The sequence below is a fragment of the Streptococcus sp. Marseille-P6264 genome, from assembly GCF_902460355.1.
In the GTDB taxonomy this organism is placed as follows: Bacteria; Bacillota; Bacilli; order Lactobacillales; family Streptococcaceae; genus Streptococcus.
In genome coordinates this window covers 75,389-91,120 of sequence record NZ_CABPTO010000007.1, presented here as the reverse complement: position 1 = coordinate 91,120, position 15,732 = coordinate 75,389, and the positions used below count along the sequence as shown (strand labels likewise).

The window sequence follows — 15,732 nt, the reverse complement described above, 5'->3', positions numbered from 1 at the left end:
AAGAGAGTACTATACATATGTCAAACACAGCAATTACAGATATGATTGAAGCAATTGAGCACTTTGCTCAGACGCAGCCAGATTTCCCTGTCTACAATGTCCTCGGACAAGTTCATACCTACGGAGATCTAAAAGCCGATTCCGATGCACTGGCAGCCAAGATTGATAGCTTGGGGCTGGCTCCTAAGTCACCCGTCGTTGTCTACGGTGGTCAGGAGTATGAAATGCTGGCTACTTTTGTGGCTCTGACTAAGGCAGGTCATGCCTATATTCCTATTGATAGTCATTCAGCCTTGGAGCGCGTGACTGCTATTGTGGAAGTAGCTGAACCAAGCCTGATTATCGCCATTGCAGATTTTCCGCTGGCTGATACAGATGTAGCTATTCTCAGTCTGGATCAGGTTCGAGCGGCTTATGAAGAGAAGACTGCCTATGAGATTAGTCATCCAGTCAAGGGAGATGATAATTACTACATTATCTTTACTTCTGGTACGACTGGCAAACCTAAAGGTGTGCAAATCTCTCATGATAACCTGCTCAGCTTTACTAATTGGATGATTACAGATAAGGAATTTGCGACACCAAGCCGTCCGCAAATGCTGGCGCAACCGCCTTATTCTTTCGACTTGTCAGTTATGTACTGGGCACCGACTTTGGCGCTGGGAGGCACTCTCTATGCCCTACCTTCTAGTCTGACTCAGGACTTCAAGCAGTTATTTGAAGCGATTCTCAGCCTCCCTGTAGCAATCTGGACTTCTACACCGTCCTTTGCGGATATGGCTATGCTTTCGGAAGATTTTAACAGCCAAAAGATGCCAGGCATTACGCATTTTTACTTTGATGGGGAGGAGTTGACGGTCAAGACAGCTCAGAAATTGCGGGAGCGTTTCCCTGAGGCTCGTATTATCAATGCCTACGGTCCGACTGAGGCAACGGTGGCTCTGTCTGCAGTTGCCATCACGGATGACATGCTAGCGACCCTCAAGCGTCTGCCAATCGGCTATACCAAGGCGGATTCACCAACCTTTGTTATCAATGAAAATGGGCAAAAATTGCCAAATGGTCAGCAGGGGGAAATCATTGTCTGTGGACCAGCTGTATCCAAGGGCTACCTCAACAATCCTGAAAAGACAGCTGAAGCCTTCTTTGAATTTGAAGGGCTACCAGCCTATCATACAGGTGATGTGGGGACGATGACTGATGAAGGCCTCCTACTCTACGGCGGTCGTATGGACTTCCAGATTAAGTTTAACGGCTATCGCATCGAGCTAGAGGACGTATCTCAAAACCTCAACAAATCCAAGTATATCGAGGCGGCAGTAGCAGTGCCACGTTATAATAAGGACCACAAGGTGCAAAACTTATTGGCCTACGTTATTTTGAAAGACGGTGTTGCAGAGCAATTTGACCGCGAAATCGATATTACCAAGGCTATCAAAGAGGATTTACAGGATATCATGATGTCTTATATGATGCCATCTAAGTTCCTCTATCGGGAATCTCTGCCCCTAACACCAAACGGCAAGATTGATATCAAGGGGCTGATTAGTGAGGTCAACAAGTCATGATGGATTTCTTGAAACAGCTTCCTCATCTGGAGCCTTACGGAGACCCACAGTATTTCCTTTATCTTATCTTGGCTGTTTTGCCAATCTTTATCGGACTTTTCTTTAAAAAACGCTTCCCGGTCTACGAAGCTTTAGTTAGCTTGGCTTTTATCGTCTTGATGCTGACGGGTCCTAGTCTGGCGCAGCTCTATGCCCTGCTCTTTTATGTCGTCTGGCAGACGGTCTGGGTTTATTCTTATAAATTCTACCGCAAAAAGCAGGACAGCAAGTGGATATTTTATTTGCATACAGCATTGGCGGTTCTGCCCCTATTCTGGGTTAAGGTCGAGCCAGCTATTAGTGGCCATCAATCACTCTTTGGCTTTTTGGGAATTTCCTATTTGACCTTCCGCTCAGTTGGTATGATTATTGAGCTGAGGGATGGCGTGCTGACTGATTTCAGCCTCTGGGAATTCCTCCGCTTTATGCTCTTTATGCCCACTTTTTCTAGTGGTCCTATTGATCGTTTCAAGCGTTTCAATGAAAATTATCTCCAGATACCAGAGCGCGATGAGCTTCTAGATATGCTGGAGCAGTCGGTCAAGTATATCATGCTGGGCTTTCTCTATAAGTTTGTACTGGCTCATATCTTTGGCCACATGATTTTAGGGCATGTCAAGACCTACGCCCTCTATACTGGCGGTTTCTTCAATCTGGGAACGCTAGGCGTCATGTATGTCTTTGGTCTGGATCTCTTCTTTGACTTTGCTGGTTATTCGATGTTTGCGGTGGCCATTTCCAATCTTATGGGCATCAAGAGTCCTATCAACTTTGACAAGCCTTTTGTTTCACGCGATTTGAAGGAATTCTGGAATCGCTGGCACATGAGCCTGTCCTTCTGGTTCCGAGACTTTGTCTTTATGCGTCTGGTCATGGTGCTCATGCGCAACAAGGTCTTTAAAAACCGCAATACGACTTCCAGTGTAGCCTATATAATCAATATGTTGGTCATGGGCTTCTGGCATGGTGTGACCTGGTACTATATCGCCTATGGTCTTTTCCACGGTCTGGGTTTGGTGGTCAATGACGCTTGGCTCCGTAAGAAAAAGAACATCAATAAAGAGCGTAAAAGCAAGGGACTGCCAGCCCTGCCTGACAACAAGTGGACCCAAGCACTGGGGGTTGTTATCACCTTCCATGTTGTCATGTTCTCATTCTTGATCTTCTCAGGATTTTTGAATGACCTTTGGTTTAAAAAATAAAATGTAAAACGAGGAAACTATAATGGATGTAAAAGCAGAAGTAATTGAAATTATTGACGAATTATTTATGGAAGATGTTTCGGACATGATGGACGAGGACTTGTTTGATGCTGGCGTTTTGGACAGCATGGGGACAGTAGAGCTGATTGTTGAGCTGGAAAACCGTTTTGATATCCGCGTGCCAGTATCAGAATTTGGTCGCGATGACTGGAATACAGCCAATAAAATCGTTGAAGGTGTAACGGAGCTTCGTAATGCTTAAACGACTCTGGCTGATTCTGGGGCCGGTCTTCTGCGCCTTGGTCATGGTCGCCCTGCTCTTTTTCTTCTATCCGCTTGAGAAAAAGCATGATGTGGAAGCAGAGAAGCGGGCAGCTGTGACCCTTACAGCAGAAACGTTCAAAAGCCGTAGCAAAAAAATGACGGCCCTGACAGATCAAGATACCCGTTTTGTGCCCTACTTTGGCTCCAGCGAATGGCTGCGCTTTGACAGCATGCACCCAGCTGTTTTGGCCGAGAAGTATGACCGCAATTACCGACCTTATTTTCTAGGGCAGCGGGGGGCGGCTTCGCTCAACCAATATTTTGGGATGCAGCAGATGACCTCTGAGCTGGAAAATAAGACGGCTGTCTATGTCGTTTCTCCGCAATGGTTTACTAAAAAAGGCTATGATGCAGCAGCTTTTCAGCAGTATTTCAATAGCGACCAGCTAGCTGGTTTTCTTAGCTGGCAGGATGGTGGAGTAGGCGCTCAGTATGCAGCCCAGCGGCTTTTGCAGCTCTATCCCAACATTGCTATGGGGGATATTGTCAGGAAAGTGGCCGATGGAAGCCAACTGACTTCTTTTGAGCAGCAGTATATCCATACTATGAGCCGTATTTATCAGCGGGAGGATGCTTTTTTCAGCACGTTTGCTGCTGGTAATAATGGCAACTATGACACGAAGGTTTTACCTCAGCTTTCCCGTCTTCCAGATGAATTCTCTTATGAAGAATTGGAAAAACTGGCTACGGCAGATGCTGTCAAGCAGACCAATAACAATGATTTAGGTATCGATAACGACTTTTATAAGAAGCGTTTGGCTAGAAAAATCAAGAAGTTCAAAGGATTCCAATCCAAACAGTCTTACGAAAAGTCTCCTGAGTACAATGATTTTCAGCTAGTTTTGGAACAATTTGCCAAATCCCATACGAATGTCATCTTTGTCATTCCACCAGTCAATGCCAAATGGATGGCCTATACTGGATTGAGTGAGGAGATGTACCAGCGTACAGTTGAGAAGATTAAGTTCCAGCTGGAGAGTCAAGGCTTTACAAATATTGCTGACTTTTCTAAGGACGGCGATAAGCCTTACTTTATGCAGGACACGATCCACATGGGTTGGAATGGCTGGCTGGCTTTCGACAAGGCTGTCGATCCTTTTGTCTCTAACCCTCAACCTGCTCCGAATTATCAGATCAATGAAAAATTCTTCAGTAAGGAGTGGGCTAATTACACGGGGAACTACGAGGAATTTGTCAAATAAGGTAATAGGCTGGAAGGAGGCGACATGATTCGCTTGGCGGAAATGCAGGATATCCCAGCGATTTTAGCAATTTTTGATCAGGCTAGGGAGTTTATGCGGACTATGGGAAATCCCAGTCAGTGGCCAGCTTCCTATCCGAATCGTCAGCTGGTAGAGGAAGATATTCGGGCAGGTCACTGCTATGTCTTTGAAGAGGCTGGGCAAGTTATTGGAACCTTTGCGTTCATCATCGGACCAGATCCGACCTACCAAGAAATTGAAGGTGCTTGGCATTTTTCAGAGCCTTACGGTACAATCCACCGTATCGCTTCAAATGGACAAGTCAAGGGTCTGGCTTACCAGTGTTTTGACTTTTGTTTGCAGCAAATTTCCTATCTCCGCATTGATACGCATGAGGATAACCATCCGATGCAGGCAGCCATTCGCCGCTACGGTTTTAGCAAGTGTGGTACGATTTATTTGCCAGATGGCAGCCCTCGCCTTGCCTATGATTACCATCAATAAAAAATCTGCTCAAGGGCAGATTTTTTTGCATTATAGTAAAACGTATTCCTCAATAACTTTGGCGACACCGTGCTGGTTGTTGCTTTTAGTGACGGCTGTTGCCTTGAGTTTAACTGCTTCAGGAGCATTGCCCATGGCAACTCCCAGACCGGCCAGTCTCAGCATCGGAAGGTCATTGAAGTTGTCTCCAATGGTCATGACCTGTTCCAGCGGAATCTGATAGTGTTTGGCCACTTCCAGAAGAGCCTGCTCTTTTGACACCTCTTTATGTGTGACTTCCAAATAGTTGTCCTTGGACAGGTAGAAGGCTGTATTTGGAAAATCTATCGTTTGTAAGTAGGTATGGAGTTCCTGGATGACGGCTGCCTCATCAATCAACAGCAACTTATGAGCTGGGATGAGCACATCCAGAACAGGCAGCAGAATATTTTGAATAAGAGGTCGCTCACCTGTAATATCGGCTTCAATTTGTACCCACTTGTCTAAACGATTAGCAATCCAATCTTTACCAGAGTAGAGATTGATGGAAATACTAGGAAACTTAGTTTTAACCAGTTCCAGAAAAGTGCGAATTTCTTTTTTATCCAATGGATGCTCGATAATGGTCTCGTAATCTTGCGGGTCACCCTTGATGACCAGAGCACCGTTGTAGCAGGCTAGTGGGTTATCCCCCAGCCCTAGCTTGCGCGCAATTGGCTCCATGCCCAGAGGAGAGCGGGCAGAGGCTAGGACAAAGGGAATGTTTTCTTTGTTCAGCAAGGGAATCTGCTCCCTCAGTTGCGGATCTACTTGGTGTTGGTCATTAAGGATTGTGCCGTCAATGTCGCTGATAATCAAACGAATATCTGGCTTTGTCATGGTTCTTCCTCCGTAAGCTATAAAATGAAACTAGTAAATAATGGTGACTTTCCCAGCCAGAAGAGCTTCTAACTCAGGGCTAGGTTTTTGATCGGTAATCCAGTAGTCAAAATCGCTGATATTTCCTAAAATATAGGTTGACTCTTTCTTAACTTTGGCCTGCTCGGCCAGCAGAATCTTTGTCTTGGCCTGCTTGAGAGCTAGCTTTTTTAGATAGGCATCTTCCTGGTCTTCAAAGCTGATTTGGCCATTTTTTAGACCTGCAGCTCCGATGAAGGCTAGATCAAAAGAAATTTCTCTGAGCAGATCGGCTTCATTGAGAGCGTAGTAAAAACGATTTCTCGGATAGAACTTCCCACCTAAAAGATGGAAATCAATCTGCTCTTGACCACTCAGCATGATGGCATTATCCAAAGAATGAGAAAAAATCGTCATCGGTTGCTGAACTTGCTGAGCCAGCTTGAGAACTACCGTCGATACATCAAAGAAATTGACTTGATTGGGTTTGAGAAAGTCCAGAGCCTTGTGAGCAATGGCCTTTTTTTCTTGGTTTAGTTGGCCGACACGGTCGTTGAAAGAGGGAATTTGCCGACTAGTTTCTAAAGGAATAATCCCGCCATGAGTGCGCTGAACCAGTTTTCGCTCGCTCAAAATCGAGAAATCACGGCGAATAGTGTCCTTAGAAACCTGAAAATAATCCACCATATCCTTGGCCGCCAGCTGCCCTTTGTCCTCCAAAAGTTCCAGCATCTTTGAAATTCGCTGCTCTTGATACATCTTTCTCATCCTTTCTGCTACTTTATAAGTTCATTATAATTCATTTTATAAGTATATGCAAGTTTTTATAATGAAATGTAAGTTATTTTGTCGAATATAAAAAAGTCGTTTAAAAGTTATGTTATAATCAAAAGAATCAAACAGATAAGATGAGGGAAAGATGATTTCAAGCGAATTTCGGAAATTACAAGAAACTTGGCAACAAAAAACTCCTGATGGAGAATCAGAAGTTTTATAGAATCTTATCAAATTTTTCTATGTAAAAGAGGCTCATGGTCATGATGACGGTCAGACCGAGGAGGATGAGGATGGCTGGTGTCCAAGAATGGAACAAATCAAAGCTGTAGCCAAAGAGGCTAGGGCCGAAAGCAGCTAGGATGTATCCTCCAGTTTGAGCCAGTCCAGATAGTTGAGCCGTTTGCGCAGGCGTAGAGGTCTTGAGGGAGAAGGTCACCATGAGATAGGGGAAGAGAGCACTGACAGACATGCCAATGAGGAGATTAAGAATCAACCAGTAAGCAAAGGAATCTGTCCGAATCAAGAGCATGGCAATACCACTCAGACCTGCTGCGGAAACCAAGCTAATCATGACCAGGCGTTGACGAGCTTTCAAGCGGGCTGTCAAACTAGGAATTGTCATCGAAAAGGGCAGGCTAATCAGAGAAAAGACCGCTGCTAGTAGTCCGGTCGTATCAGTAGAAAGACCGGCTTGCTGCCCCAAGGTTGGCAACCAAGTCATGCTGGTATAAAAGAGTAGTGACTGTAAACCACCAAATAAAATCAAGGCCCAGACTCTTGGATTTTTCAGAAGAGCTCCGTGCTCTTGCTTTCCTTGCTGCTTACTAGCCAAGCGATGGCTATATTTGACATTGGGCAGCCAAACCAAGAGAATCACAAAGCAAATCAGAGTCGACACCCATATGAGACCTCGCCAAGAGCTCATTTGAACGATGGGAACAGCTAGAGCAGAAAGAATCGTAATCGACAGCCCCATTGATGTGATATAAAGGGTTGTCAAGAATCCGATTCGATGTGGCTGATTGGCCTGAATCAGGCTTGGAAGAAGGACATTTAAGACAGCAATAGCCGCTCCTAAAATAATAGTTCCCGTATAGAGTAAGGGAAGATTAAACACGCGAATCAGCGAGCCTAGAGTTAGGACGACTAGCACAAGTGCAAACAGCTTTTCCAAGCTCATCTTTTGCGCCAAGCGCGGAGCAAAGACTGAGCAGAGGGCAAACATAATCAAAGGCAGACTAGTCAAGAGACCCAGAGAACTGACTGGAACCTGAAGTCCATCAGCAATGTCCGTCAAAACGACAGGCAAAACAGTAAAAGGTGCCCGCAAGGCAACCCCAATCATGATAATACCTGGAATTAAAAATGGTGAGTGTTCTTTTTTCATGAGTTATCAATCTCCTTTCGTGCGTCAAGGAACGATTATACCACATCTTTCCTGAAAATAACAGGTAAATTGCAGATTAGTTCATCAAGTCCAGAAAATAGTGGGAAATCGTGTCTTCGTCGATCTGCTTTCTTTGCTGCAGCCACCAGCTGACCGTCTCCACAAAAGTTGACGTCACATAATTTTTGAGAAAATCTTCAGGCAGATGGTCCTTTTCCTGCAATAATTTCTGCTGAATCATGGGAAAGAGATAGTGTTCCAGCTCGATTTTCAGGCGGTTGATGAAGTAAGTATTTTTAGCCAAGAGAAGGGTGGCTATCCGATCCTGATTTTTCCGAAAGTGATGGAAAATATGGGCTGTCGCTTCAAATAAATCGCGTCCTTCGGAACGCTCGATAAAGGTATGCTGAAAGAGATCTTGGCAGAGTTCCTCCAGCAGGGTTTCCTTGGTTTCAAAGCGGCTATAGAAGGTGGAGCGTCCCACATCTGCTAGGTCAATGATTTCCTGAACGGTGATGCTTTCGTAGCTTTTCTGATTGAGCAGGCTGATAAAGGCTTGGTAAATGGCTGCGCGTGATTTTTTTACTCGTCTATCCATGGAAATTCCGTACAAAAAGAGCTTTTTGTCTGCTAAGAGACAAAGGACATGAACTGGCTCTTGTTTCCTTTCTAATAATAGGAGATAATATAATTGAACATAGTGTTCGGTATTGATTAGATTATACCATAAGTATTGTCTACTTAGGAAAATAAAGAAGGAGGTTCGCATGAAATCCAGTAAAAATATGACAATCGCCTTTCTGTTAAACTTTTCTTTTGCTATTATTGAGTTTATCTTTGGCCTTCTCTTTAATTCCAGCGCTATCTTAGCGGATGCGATTCATGATTCGGGAGATGCTCTGGCTATTGGTCTATCGACTCTTTTTGAAAAGATTTCCACAAAAAAAGAAGACCAAAAATATACCTTGGGTTATAAACGATACAGCTTGCTGGGAGCCCTGTTGACCTCGGTGATTTTGCTGGTCGGATCAACCTTGGTGATCGTGGAAAATATTCCTAAATTATTTGCGCCTGAGAGGGTGAATTATGATGGTATGTTAGTTTTGGGGATTGTCGCCATTGTCGTCAATACAGCGGCCAGCCGAGTTGTTAGCCATGGACACAGTCATAATGAATCCATTCTCAGCCTGCATTTTCTTGAGGATATTTTGGGCTGGATAGCGGTTATCGTAGTATCTCTCATCTTGCGTTTCACCGATTGGTATTTCCTGGATCCGCTGCTTTCTCTGGTCATCGCAGGCTTTATTCTCAGTCAGGCTCTGCCAAAATTTTGGGAAAATATCCAGATTTTCCTAGACCATTTGCCCAGTGATGTGAACCTCGGTCAGCTTTATCAGGAAATAGCAGCATTGGAAAATGTGCGAGCTATTACCCAGCTCAATGTCTGGACGACGGATGGCTTAGAAAAATTTGCCATGCTTCATATCTGTTTGGAAAATCCCAATTTGCTGGCTGAAACGCAGGCTAGCTTGCGCCAAAAGCTTCTAGCTCATGGCATTGCCAAAGTAACCATTCAGACCGATGAAAGCTTGCAGGAACACCAAGAATATTGTATTGGTAAAGAATAAGCCAGCTCCCCAGAGAAATTCTGGGGTTTTTGTTTGTGGAAATAAAAAATTCCAAAGCAGTACATAAGTACTTGCCTTTTATTCTTATGTGTGATATATTTATAACATAAAGGGTGTTAAATATTTCTAACAAACGAAAGGAGTCTATCATGAAAAAAAGTCAAAAAATGGGTGGCCTCATTTTAATGGTTGCCACGGCTCTCTTTATTGATTTTACTGTTTTCCTTGCTCCCAGCAATCTCAGCTGGTCAGCCAAGTGGATGATTGTCGGTTTGGTAAGTATAGGTCAGCTTATAAGCATCTGGTCTTGGTTTCACATGAAACCGTGGCCTAAGAAGATGAAAGAGATTCAAGAAAAGCAGGTCTATGATCTGACCATGAAATTTTATAATCTGTTGAATCTTACGGCAACCTCTATCTATACTGTCGGAATCTGGTTGTGGACTCCGAGCACCAATCCGCCCATTATAAAGCACATTGCTTTGGGAGGCTTCCTCGCTATCCAGTTTCTCTTTCTTTTATTTTTTGCCTTGAAAAAGGTCAAGGAGAGAGCAGACGAGCGCTTTTATGCCAATCTGGCAAAAGCAGCGACTTTGATGTTTGCCATCTGCATAGCAACTTTATTGGCACTTGCAGGGCTTAGCGCTAATGTAGGTTCCATCACAGTCAATGCTGGAATATTTTTCATCATGACCGGTGTCTTGGTTTTGCTCTTTGGCTTTGTCTTCTTTTTATTTGAAAAGAGAGGTTGAAGATGGCCAAGGAAAGCAATATTATCACCAAACTCAAATCTGTCCGTGAAACTAGAGGCATGACCCAGCAGGAATTGGCTGACCGCATCGGCATGCGACGCGAGACAATCTTGCACTTGGAAAATAACCGCTACAATCCCTCGCTAGAGATGGCTTTAAAAATCGCTCAGGTTTTTGATTTGCGGGTGGAAGAACTCTTTCAATTAAAGGACATAGGAGGACAATCATGAAGACGGTTTTTGACTACCAAAGGGAAGGTGAAAAAGGAAGGATTCGTCACTTTGTACTCCTATCTACGTCGCCCAGACGCAAGGAATTGCTGAGTTTTTTGAATTCAGAGATTCAGGCTGTAGAAGTGGACGAGCGAGCTATCGAAGAGCATTGCATGGCGACCATCGATGATCAGAACTTTCTGACCAAGGCAGCCAAAATTTGTTGTGAGATTTCCAAGGCAAAGTCCGATTTGGACTTGGAAGCTGAAACCCTTTATATTTCAGCTGATACCATCGTCGTAGTGGATGGTCAGATTTACAATAAACCACAGGATTTAGCTGAAGCTAGTCGGATGTTTCGCTCTTACTTTGGCAAGAGCCACCATGTAGTGACTTCGGTCTGCCTACGTATGCAGGGTTTTTTAGAAGTTTTTTACACCGTGGCTCAGGTGGACTTTGTAGATTATTACCCAGAATTAGAGCCTGTCATCGAGGCTTATCTGCATGATAAGCGCCCGCTGGATAAGGCAGGTGCTTATGGCTTTCAGGAGCTGGATCCTCGCTTTATCCGCTCAATTACAGGCGATATGCACACCATCATCGGCCTGCCTGTCGCTGAGACCAGTTATCGGATTTTTAGAGATAGAAAAGGAAAAGATTAAGGCTTTGATTTCTATTCTAAAACATCAAAAATCTCCCCATAAGTGGCTGTCCACTTTCTTAGGGAGATTTTTTCTATGTTTTGAACTTGGGACTGGATTCTAGATGTTTACATCGCTCCAGCTAAATGGTGTGTAACCAAGTAACTCAATCCCGTCAATCTCAACGGATTTAATAATTTCTTGAACGTTGTCTTGAATGTTCTTAGCTAATTGCGGATGGTCAGAAACTTCAGAACAAGTCTCAATGACCAACAGAGGCTTGTGGTAGCGCTCGTATAGCTCAGACATGGCAATCCGAAGAAGGACAGGTTGTGCAAGGCAAGTTTCTACATTTTTGCGGACATATTTGCTGGTAAACAAATCTTGGATATTTTCTGCCGCATAGTGTGAGAAGGCGATGAAGTCCACGACTCCTTCTCTTAAGGCGAAGACATCCTCTTCCGTAATGCCCAGATCCAGCTGATTTCGCTCAATGTAGCGAAGGAAGTGATTTGGATAGTGCCCCTTGGTCTGCACATCTGTAAAAATGTAGTTTTTACGTCTGTTCAGCTCATGGCCCAAGGCATCGGTAGCTGAGTGATTTTCTTGGTGGGAATCACTATTGATGGTAATCAAGCTACCAAATTGGAAGGTTGGATTGATGGTTTGACCGAGCTTAACCACATTTGCGGATGCGATTAGCTGATGGTGAGCAGCCAGCCAAATTTGTTGCTCTTGGTTTTCTGTGCTATCAAAGTGTAGCCCAGCGCCTAAGAATGGCAAATAAGACAGAGCGCTCATTTCTTTAAAGGTAATCCAATAAGTGACTTTTTCTTTAAAGTGGGTCAAAACGGCTTCGCAATACTTTTCGTACATGGCAATCATTTGCCGGCTTTTCCATGCGCCGTATTTTTCATACAAATGAAGCGGGAAATCGAAATGAGACAAGCTTACAATTGGTTCGATGTCATTCTCTAGCAGTGCATCGATAATTGACTCATAGAAAGCAAGGACCTTAGCATCGGGTCTCCGCTCTTCTCCAGTTGGGAAGAGGCGAGTCCATGAAAAGGATAGCTGGTAGGTATTGAAGCCCATTGTTTTAATTTTTTCAATGTCTGCCAGATAATCCTGTTTGCTGGAGCCTTGTTTGAACAAATCGTAGGCTCCTAGGGGAATTGTTCGATAATCAACTGTTCCGTCCATGACAGAGAGACGATAGTCTTCACCATACTGGGGCAGGATGTCGGTGATTCCTAGACTTTTACCATTACTTGATAGAATATTTCTAATCATATTAGTTCCTTTCAGTATTCATTCGCTGCTTGCTCTGAGCTTATTTTTTCTGTCTTTTAGTAATCATGGCTAAGGTTGATAGATTCTGTGTGACAGTAGTAAACTCAGAAGCCATGCTTTGCGATTGATATACGGCAGCAGACAGACTGATCGAATGGGCTCTCTCTGCACTGATTGATTGTTCAATAATCATTCTTTGTGATTGCGATTCAGCGATAGATAGACTGATTGAACGCTCTCTTTCCACGCTCATTGATTGCTCAATAGCGATGCTTTGTGATTGTGATTCAGCAATAGACAGGCTACGTGACTGTTCTTGCTCTAGGCTGATAGACTGCTCAATAATAATGCTGTGTGCTTCAGATTGGGCAAGGTAGATGCTGAATGAATGATCCCGTTCGACGCTGATTGATTGTTCAACGGCTCTGCTGAGGACTTTAGATTCTGCAATAGATAAGCTGAATGACTGTTCTTGCTCTAGGCTAGTAGATTGCTCAATAGTATCTCTTTTGGCTCTAGATTCCGCAGCTGCCAAACTGTATGAATATTCTTGTTCCAGGTTGCGGGATTGTTCTATCGCTGTGTATTGTGATTGTGATTCAGCGATAGATAGGCTCGTAGATGCTTCTTTTTCTAAGCTGATAGATTGCTCAATGGCCACGCTTTTCGCTTCAGCTTCTGCCATAGATAGATTAGAAGACACTTCATTTTCTAGGCTGATAGATTGTTCAATAGCGATACTTTGTATTTCATTTTCTGTAATAGATAAGCTTAGCGATGCCTGGTTTTCAGCACTGATAGACTGTTCAATTGCCCGACTTAAGGCTTCAGATTCCGCTACAGATAGGCTGATAGACGCTTCATTTTCTGCACTAATTGATAACTCGATCGCTTTACTTAGTGCTTCAGACTCTACGATAGATAAGCTCGTAGACACTTCGTTTTCCGTCATAATAGACTGTTCAATAGCTCTATCTAAGACTTGGGATTTCTCTACAGACAAGCTGGTAGATGCTTCGATTTCTGCGCTGATGGATTCTTGGACTGCAATGCTTTGCGAAACTGACTCTGCTACAGATAGGCTAGTAGATGCTTCCAATTCCGCGCTGATCGATTCTTGGATCGCAATGCTTTGCGACACAGATTCCGCTACAGACAGGCTAGCAGACGCTTCGACTTCTGCACTAATAGATTCCTGGATGGCAAGGCTCTGAGAAATAGACTCGGCTACAGACAAGCTGTTAGACGCTTCGATTTCTGCACTGATTGATTCTTGGATTGCGATACTTTGAGAAACAGATTCAGCTATCGACAGACTAGTAGATGCTTCGCTTTCAGCGCTGATCGATTCTTGGACTGCAATGCTTTGCGAAACTGACTCTGCTACAGATAGGCTAGTAGAGGCTTCCAATTCCGCGCTGATCGATTCTTGGATAGCAATACTTTGAGAAATAGACTCAGCTACGGACAGGCTAAGAGATGCTTCCAATTCCGCACTGATTGATTCTTGGATAGCAATGCTTTGCGAAACAGATTCCGCTACGGACAAGCTAGTAGACGCTTCGATTTCTGCACTGATAGATTCTTGGATAGCAATGCTCTGAGAAACAGACTCGGCTACCGACAGACTAGTAGATGCTTCGATTTCTGCACTGATAGATTCTTGGATAGCAATGCTTTGCGAAGCAGATTCCGCTACGGACAAGCTAGTAGACGCTTCGATTTCTGCGCTGATTGATTCTTGGATCGCGATACTTTGCGAAACAGATTCCGCCACGGACAAGCTCAGTGATGCCTCGTTTTCTGCGCTGATGGATTCTTGGATAGCAATGCTTTGAGATAAAGATTCAGCCACGGATAAGCTCAGCGATGTTTCCAATTCTGCGCTAATGGATTCCTGAATCGCGATACTTTGAGACACAGATTCAGCGATAGATAAGCTGGTAGATGCTTCCAATTCCGTACTAATCGATTCTTGGATGGCAACGCTCTGAGAAATAGACTCCGCCACGGATAAACTCTTAGACGCTTCGATTTCTGCACTGATCGATTCTTGGATAGCAATGCTTTGCGCCACAGACTCAGCAGCAGATAAGCTGGTAGATGCTTCCGTTTCCGTGCTGATTGATTCTTGGATGGCAATGCTTTGAGCCACAGACTCAGCAGCAGATAAGCTCAGCGATGCTTCGTTGTCCGCACTGAGAGACTCTTCAGCGGCCATGCTTTGAGATACTGACTCAAAAATTGATAAGCTAAGCGACGCTCTATTTTCTTCAAGGATTGATTGCTCGAAGGCATGACTTTGTGCAATTGACAAGCTAGCAGAAGTATCCGTTTCTTTGCTATCAGATTGCCCAACTTCCAAACTGTGTGTCTGTGATTCGGTTACTTCCAAACTACGAGAGGCCTTTTTACTTTCTATACTTAATGATAGAGATATTGAATCAGCAGTGCTCTTCAAGCCCCTCTTTTTCATAGAATCTGAAAAAGTGCTTGTCTCAGCAGATTCTGTCGTGCTAGCTGCATGGCTTTTCGCTGCCATTTTTTCCTGCTCCAGACTAGCTTCACTTTCTACAGCTGGAGATTCGTCTACTTCTTCTCCACCAATATTCATAACATCCAAGCGGTCGTAGTATTGGATCGACTCCAAAGCTTTCTCAATGAGGAAATTTTCTCTATCTTCTGGGTTCACATTGACTTGTGAGTTACTTCCTTCATTGTTATGAACCGCAGAAGTGGATGATTCGTCCTCTTCTCCTTTTATAAGACGCTTAAAGCCACCTAAAAAATTACGAAACATACCTTTGTTCTCTTCATTATTTGGCATGGACATACTCTCCCTAATTTTAGTAATAATACTATTATAAAGGCTAGTAGAGCATCTGTCAAAGTTTATTGCATTAAAATGAAGATTTTCAAAAGTAAGGGTTTTCTTGGAATTTTATAAGAGTTTTTCTCCGAATTTTATCCATTTTTTCCTCTCTTTTTGAAGGATTCGAAGTCGATAGAAATAATATCTTCGAAATAATGCTATAATATGAGCAGTTATGATTGTATTCCGGTTATTCAATCCTAATACAAGGAGAGCAGTCATAGAGGGGTTAAGAATATAGACGAGTAGATCATAGTTTAAGGAAATCCGAATGAAGCTATTGAAAGATTGCAAACTTAAAAGAAGATGCAAGCGAATATGTGAGAAAAGCGGTTGGAAATGCTTTAAGGGATATTAGTAAGAAATTTCCAGAGTTGCTTAATTGAGCTTGATAGCTTAAAATGAAAAAGTAAAGAGATAAGACGGGTTTACAAGTTAGCAAGTAAATTGATTGT

Annotated in this window: 15 protein-coding genes and 1 pseudogene; 10 read left to right on the top strand and 6 right to left on the bottom strand. The window is 43.6% G+C overall.

Annotated elements, in window-relative coordinates:
• Positions 1-17: 17 nt before the first annotated feature.
• The 5 genes from dltA to FZ941_RS09305 are packed head-to-tail and all read left to right on the top strand — an operon-like array spanning position 18 to position 4,839.
• On the top strand, positions 18-1,568 hold the full coding sequence (dltA, locus tag FZ941_RS09325; RefSeq protein WP_148887676.1) for a D-alanine--poly(phosphoribitol) ligase subunit DltA: 1,551 nt from the start codon (positions 18-20) through the stop codon (positions 1,566-1,568).
• Positions 1,565-2,809 (top strand): D-alanyl-lipoteichoic acid biosynthesis protein DltB, encoded by a 1,245-nt coding sequence (gene dltB, locus FZ941_RS09320; RefSeq protein WP_148887675.1) that lies wholly within the window; start codon positions 1,565-1,567, stop codon positions 2,807-2,809. The genes dltA and dltB overlap by 4 nt, the downstream gene beginning before the upstream one ends.
• A 22-nt stretch (positions 2,810-2,831) precedes the next feature.
• Positions 2,832-3,071, top strand: a complete 240-nt coding sequence (dltC, locus tag FZ941_RS09315; protein WP_005591431.1) for a D-alanine--poly(phosphoribitol) ligase subunit DltC — start codon at positions 2,832-2,834, stop codon at positions 3,069-3,071.
• Positions 3,064-4,335 (top strand): D-alanyl-lipoteichoic acid biosynthesis protein DltD, encoded by a 1,272-nt coding sequence (dltD, locus tag FZ941_RS09310; RefSeq protein WP_148887674.1) that lies wholly within the window; start codon positions 3,064-3,066, stop codon positions 4,333-4,335. The genes dltC and dltD overlap by 8 nt, the downstream gene beginning before the upstream one ends.
• 24 nt (positions 4,336-4,359) lie before the next feature.
• A complete protein-coding gene (locus FZ941_RS09305; RefSeq protein ID WP_148887673.1) occupies positions 4,360-4,839 on the top strand; it encodes a GNAT family N-acetyltransferase in 480 nt (159 codons plus the stop codon).
• A gap of 30 nt (positions 4,840-4,869) precedes the next feature.
• Here the strand turns inward: FZ941_RS09305 and FZ941_RS09300 are convergent, their stop codons facing one another.
• From FZ941_RS09300 to FZ941_RS09285, 4 genes are all read right to left on the bottom strand, one after another.
• Positions 4,870-5,697, bottom strand: a complete 828-nt coding sequence (locus FZ941_RS09300) for a Cof-type HAD-IIB family hydrolase (RefSeq protein ID WP_148887672.1) — start codon at positions 5,695-5,697, stop codon at positions 4,870-4,872.
• 30 nt (positions 5,698-5,727) lie between these two features.
• Positions 5,728-6,474, bottom strand: a complete 747-nt coding sequence (locus FZ941_RS09295) for a DeoR/GlpR family DNA-binding transcription regulator (RefSeq protein WP_187418418.1) — start codon at positions 6,472-6,474, stop codon at positions 5,728-5,730.
• A gap of 232 nt (positions 6,475-6,706) precedes the next feature.
• Entirely contained in the window at positions 6,707-7,879 is a 1,173-nt protein-coding gene (locus FZ941_RS09290; protein WP_148887670.1) for an MFS transporter, read from the bottom strand.
• Between the two features lie 76 nt (positions 7,880-7,955).
• A complete protein-coding gene (locus FZ941_RS09285; protein WP_148887669.1) occupies positions 7,956-8,477 on the bottom strand; it encodes a TetR/AcrR family transcriptional regulator in 522 nt (173 codons plus the stop codon).
• Between the two features lie 169 nt (positions 8,478-8,646).
• Here FZ941_RS09285 and FZ941_RS09280 point away from each other — a divergent pair, with 169 nt between their 5' ends.
• From FZ941_RS09280 to FZ941_RS09265, 4 genes are all read left to right on the top strand, one after another.
• Positions 8,647-9,507, top strand: coding sequence for a cation diffusion facilitator family transporter (locus tag FZ941_RS09280; RefSeq protein WP_148887668.1), 861 nt, complete (start codon positions 8,647-8,649; stop codon positions 9,505-9,507).
• A 149-nt stretch (positions 9,508-9,656) separates the two neighbouring features.
• Positions 9,657-10,259 carry a DUF3796 domain-containing protein gene (locus FZ941_RS09275; RefSeq protein ID WP_148887667.1) on the top strand — a complete coding sequence of 201 codons (603 nt, stop codon included), beginning with the start codon at positions 9,657-9,659 and terminating at the stop codon, positions 10,257-10,259.
• Positions 10,260-10,261: 2 nt separating this feature from the next.
• Entirely contained in the window at positions 10,262-10,489 is a 228-nt protein-coding gene (locus tag FZ941_RS09270) for a helix-turn-helix transcriptional regulator (RefSeq protein WP_148887666.1), read from the top strand.
• Complete coding sequence (locus FZ941_RS09265) at positions 10,486-11,133, top strand: nucleoside triphosphate pyrophosphatase (RefSeq protein ID WP_148887665.1); 648 nt, start codon at positions 10,486-10,488, stop codon at positions 11,131-11,133. The genes FZ941_RS09270 and FZ941_RS09265 overlap by 4 nt, the downstream gene beginning before the upstream one ends.
• 99 nt (positions 11,134-11,232) lie before the next feature.
• Here FZ941_RS09265 and FZ941_RS09260 read toward each other — a convergent pair whose 3' ends face one another.
• Together FZ941_RS09260 and FZ941_RS09255 are read right to left on the bottom strand one after the other, a co-directional pair.
• Complete coding sequence (locus FZ941_RS09260; RefSeq protein WP_148887664.1) at positions 11,233-12,405, bottom strand: family 1 glycosylhydrolase; 1,173 nt, start codon at positions 12,403-12,405, stop codon at positions 11,233-11,235.
• Positions 12,406-12,445: 40 nt separating this feature from the next.
• Positions 12,446-15,205, bottom strand: a complete 2,760-nt coding sequence (locus FZ941_RS09255) for a hypothetical protein (RefSeq protein ID WP_262366295.1) — start codon at positions 15,203-15,205, stop codon at positions 12,446-12,448.
• A gap of 268 nt (positions 15,206-15,473) precedes the next feature.
• On the opposite strand from FZ941_RS09255, the pseudogene FZ941_RS10670 reads away from it, so the two are divergent.
• A pseudogene (locus tag FZ941_RS10670) lies at positions 15,474-15,682 on the top strand (DNA alkylation repair protein); the annotation flags it as partial.
• Between the last annotated feature and the right edge of the window lie 50 nt (positions 15,683-15,732).

What these genes read in the sequence shown, in the direction of transcription:
- dltA (WP_148887676.1), top strand. Translation starts at nt 18, where the DNA reads ATGTCAAACACAGCAATTACAGATATGATTGAAGCAATTGAGCACTTT.
- dltB (WP_148887675.1), top strand. Translation starts at nt 1,565, where the DNA reads ATGATGGATTTCTTGAAACAGCTTCCTCATCTGGAGCCTTACGGAGAC.
- dltC (WP_005591431.1), top strand. Translation starts at nt 2,832, where the DNA reads ATGGATGTAAAAGCAGAAGTAATTGAAATTATTGACGAATTATTTATG.
- dltD (WP_148887674.1), top strand. Translation starts at nt 3,064, where the DNA reads ATGCTTAAACGACTCTGGCTGATTCTGGGGCCGGTCTTCTGCGCCTTG.
- FZ941_RS09305 (WP_148887673.1), top strand. Translation starts at nt 4,360, where the DNA reads ATGATTCGCTTGGCGGAAATGCAGGATATCCCAGCGATTTTAGCAATT.
- FZ941_RS09300 (WP_148887672.1), bottom strand. Translation starts at nt 5,697, where the DNA reads ATGACAAAGCCAGATATTCGTTTGATTATCAGCGACATTGACGGCACA.
- FZ941_RS09295 (WP_187418418.1), bottom strand. Translation starts at nt 6,474, where the DNA reads ATGTATCAAGAGCAGCGAATTTCAAAGATGCTGGAACTTTTGGAGGAC.
- FZ941_RS09290 (WP_148887670.1), bottom strand. Translation starts at nt 7,879, where the DNA reads ATGAAAAAAGAACACTCACCATTTTTAATTCCAGGTATTATCATGATT.
- FZ941_RS09285 (WP_148887669.1), bottom strand. Translation starts at nt 8,477, where the DNA reads ATGGATAGACGAGTAAAAAAATCACGCGCAGCCATTTACCAAGCCTTT.
- FZ941_RS09280 (WP_148887668.1), top strand. Translation starts at nt 8,647, where the DNA reads ATGAAATCCAGTAAAAATATGACAATCGCCTTTCTGTTAAACTTTTCT.
- FZ941_RS09275 (WP_148887667.1), top strand. Translation starts at nt 9,657, where the DNA reads ATGAAAAAAAGTCAAAAAATGGGTGGCCTCATTTTAATGGTTGCCACG.
- FZ941_RS09270 (WP_148887666.1), top strand. Translation starts at nt 10,262, where the DNA reads ATGGCCAAGGAAAGCAATATTATCACCAAACTCAAATCTGTCCGTGAA.
- FZ941_RS09265 (WP_148887665.1), top strand. Translation starts at nt 10,486, where the DNA reads ATGAAGACGGTTTTTGACTACCAAAGGGAAGGTGAAAAAGGAAGGATT.
- FZ941_RS09260 (WP_148887664.1), bottom strand. Translation starts at nt 12,405, where the DNA reads ATGATTAGAAATATTCTATCAAGTAATGGTAAAAGTCTAGGAATCACC.
- FZ941_RS09255 (WP_262366295.1), bottom strand. Translation starts at nt 15,205, where the DNA reads ATGTTTCGTAATTTTTTAGGTGGCTTTAAGCGTCTTATAAAAGGAGAA.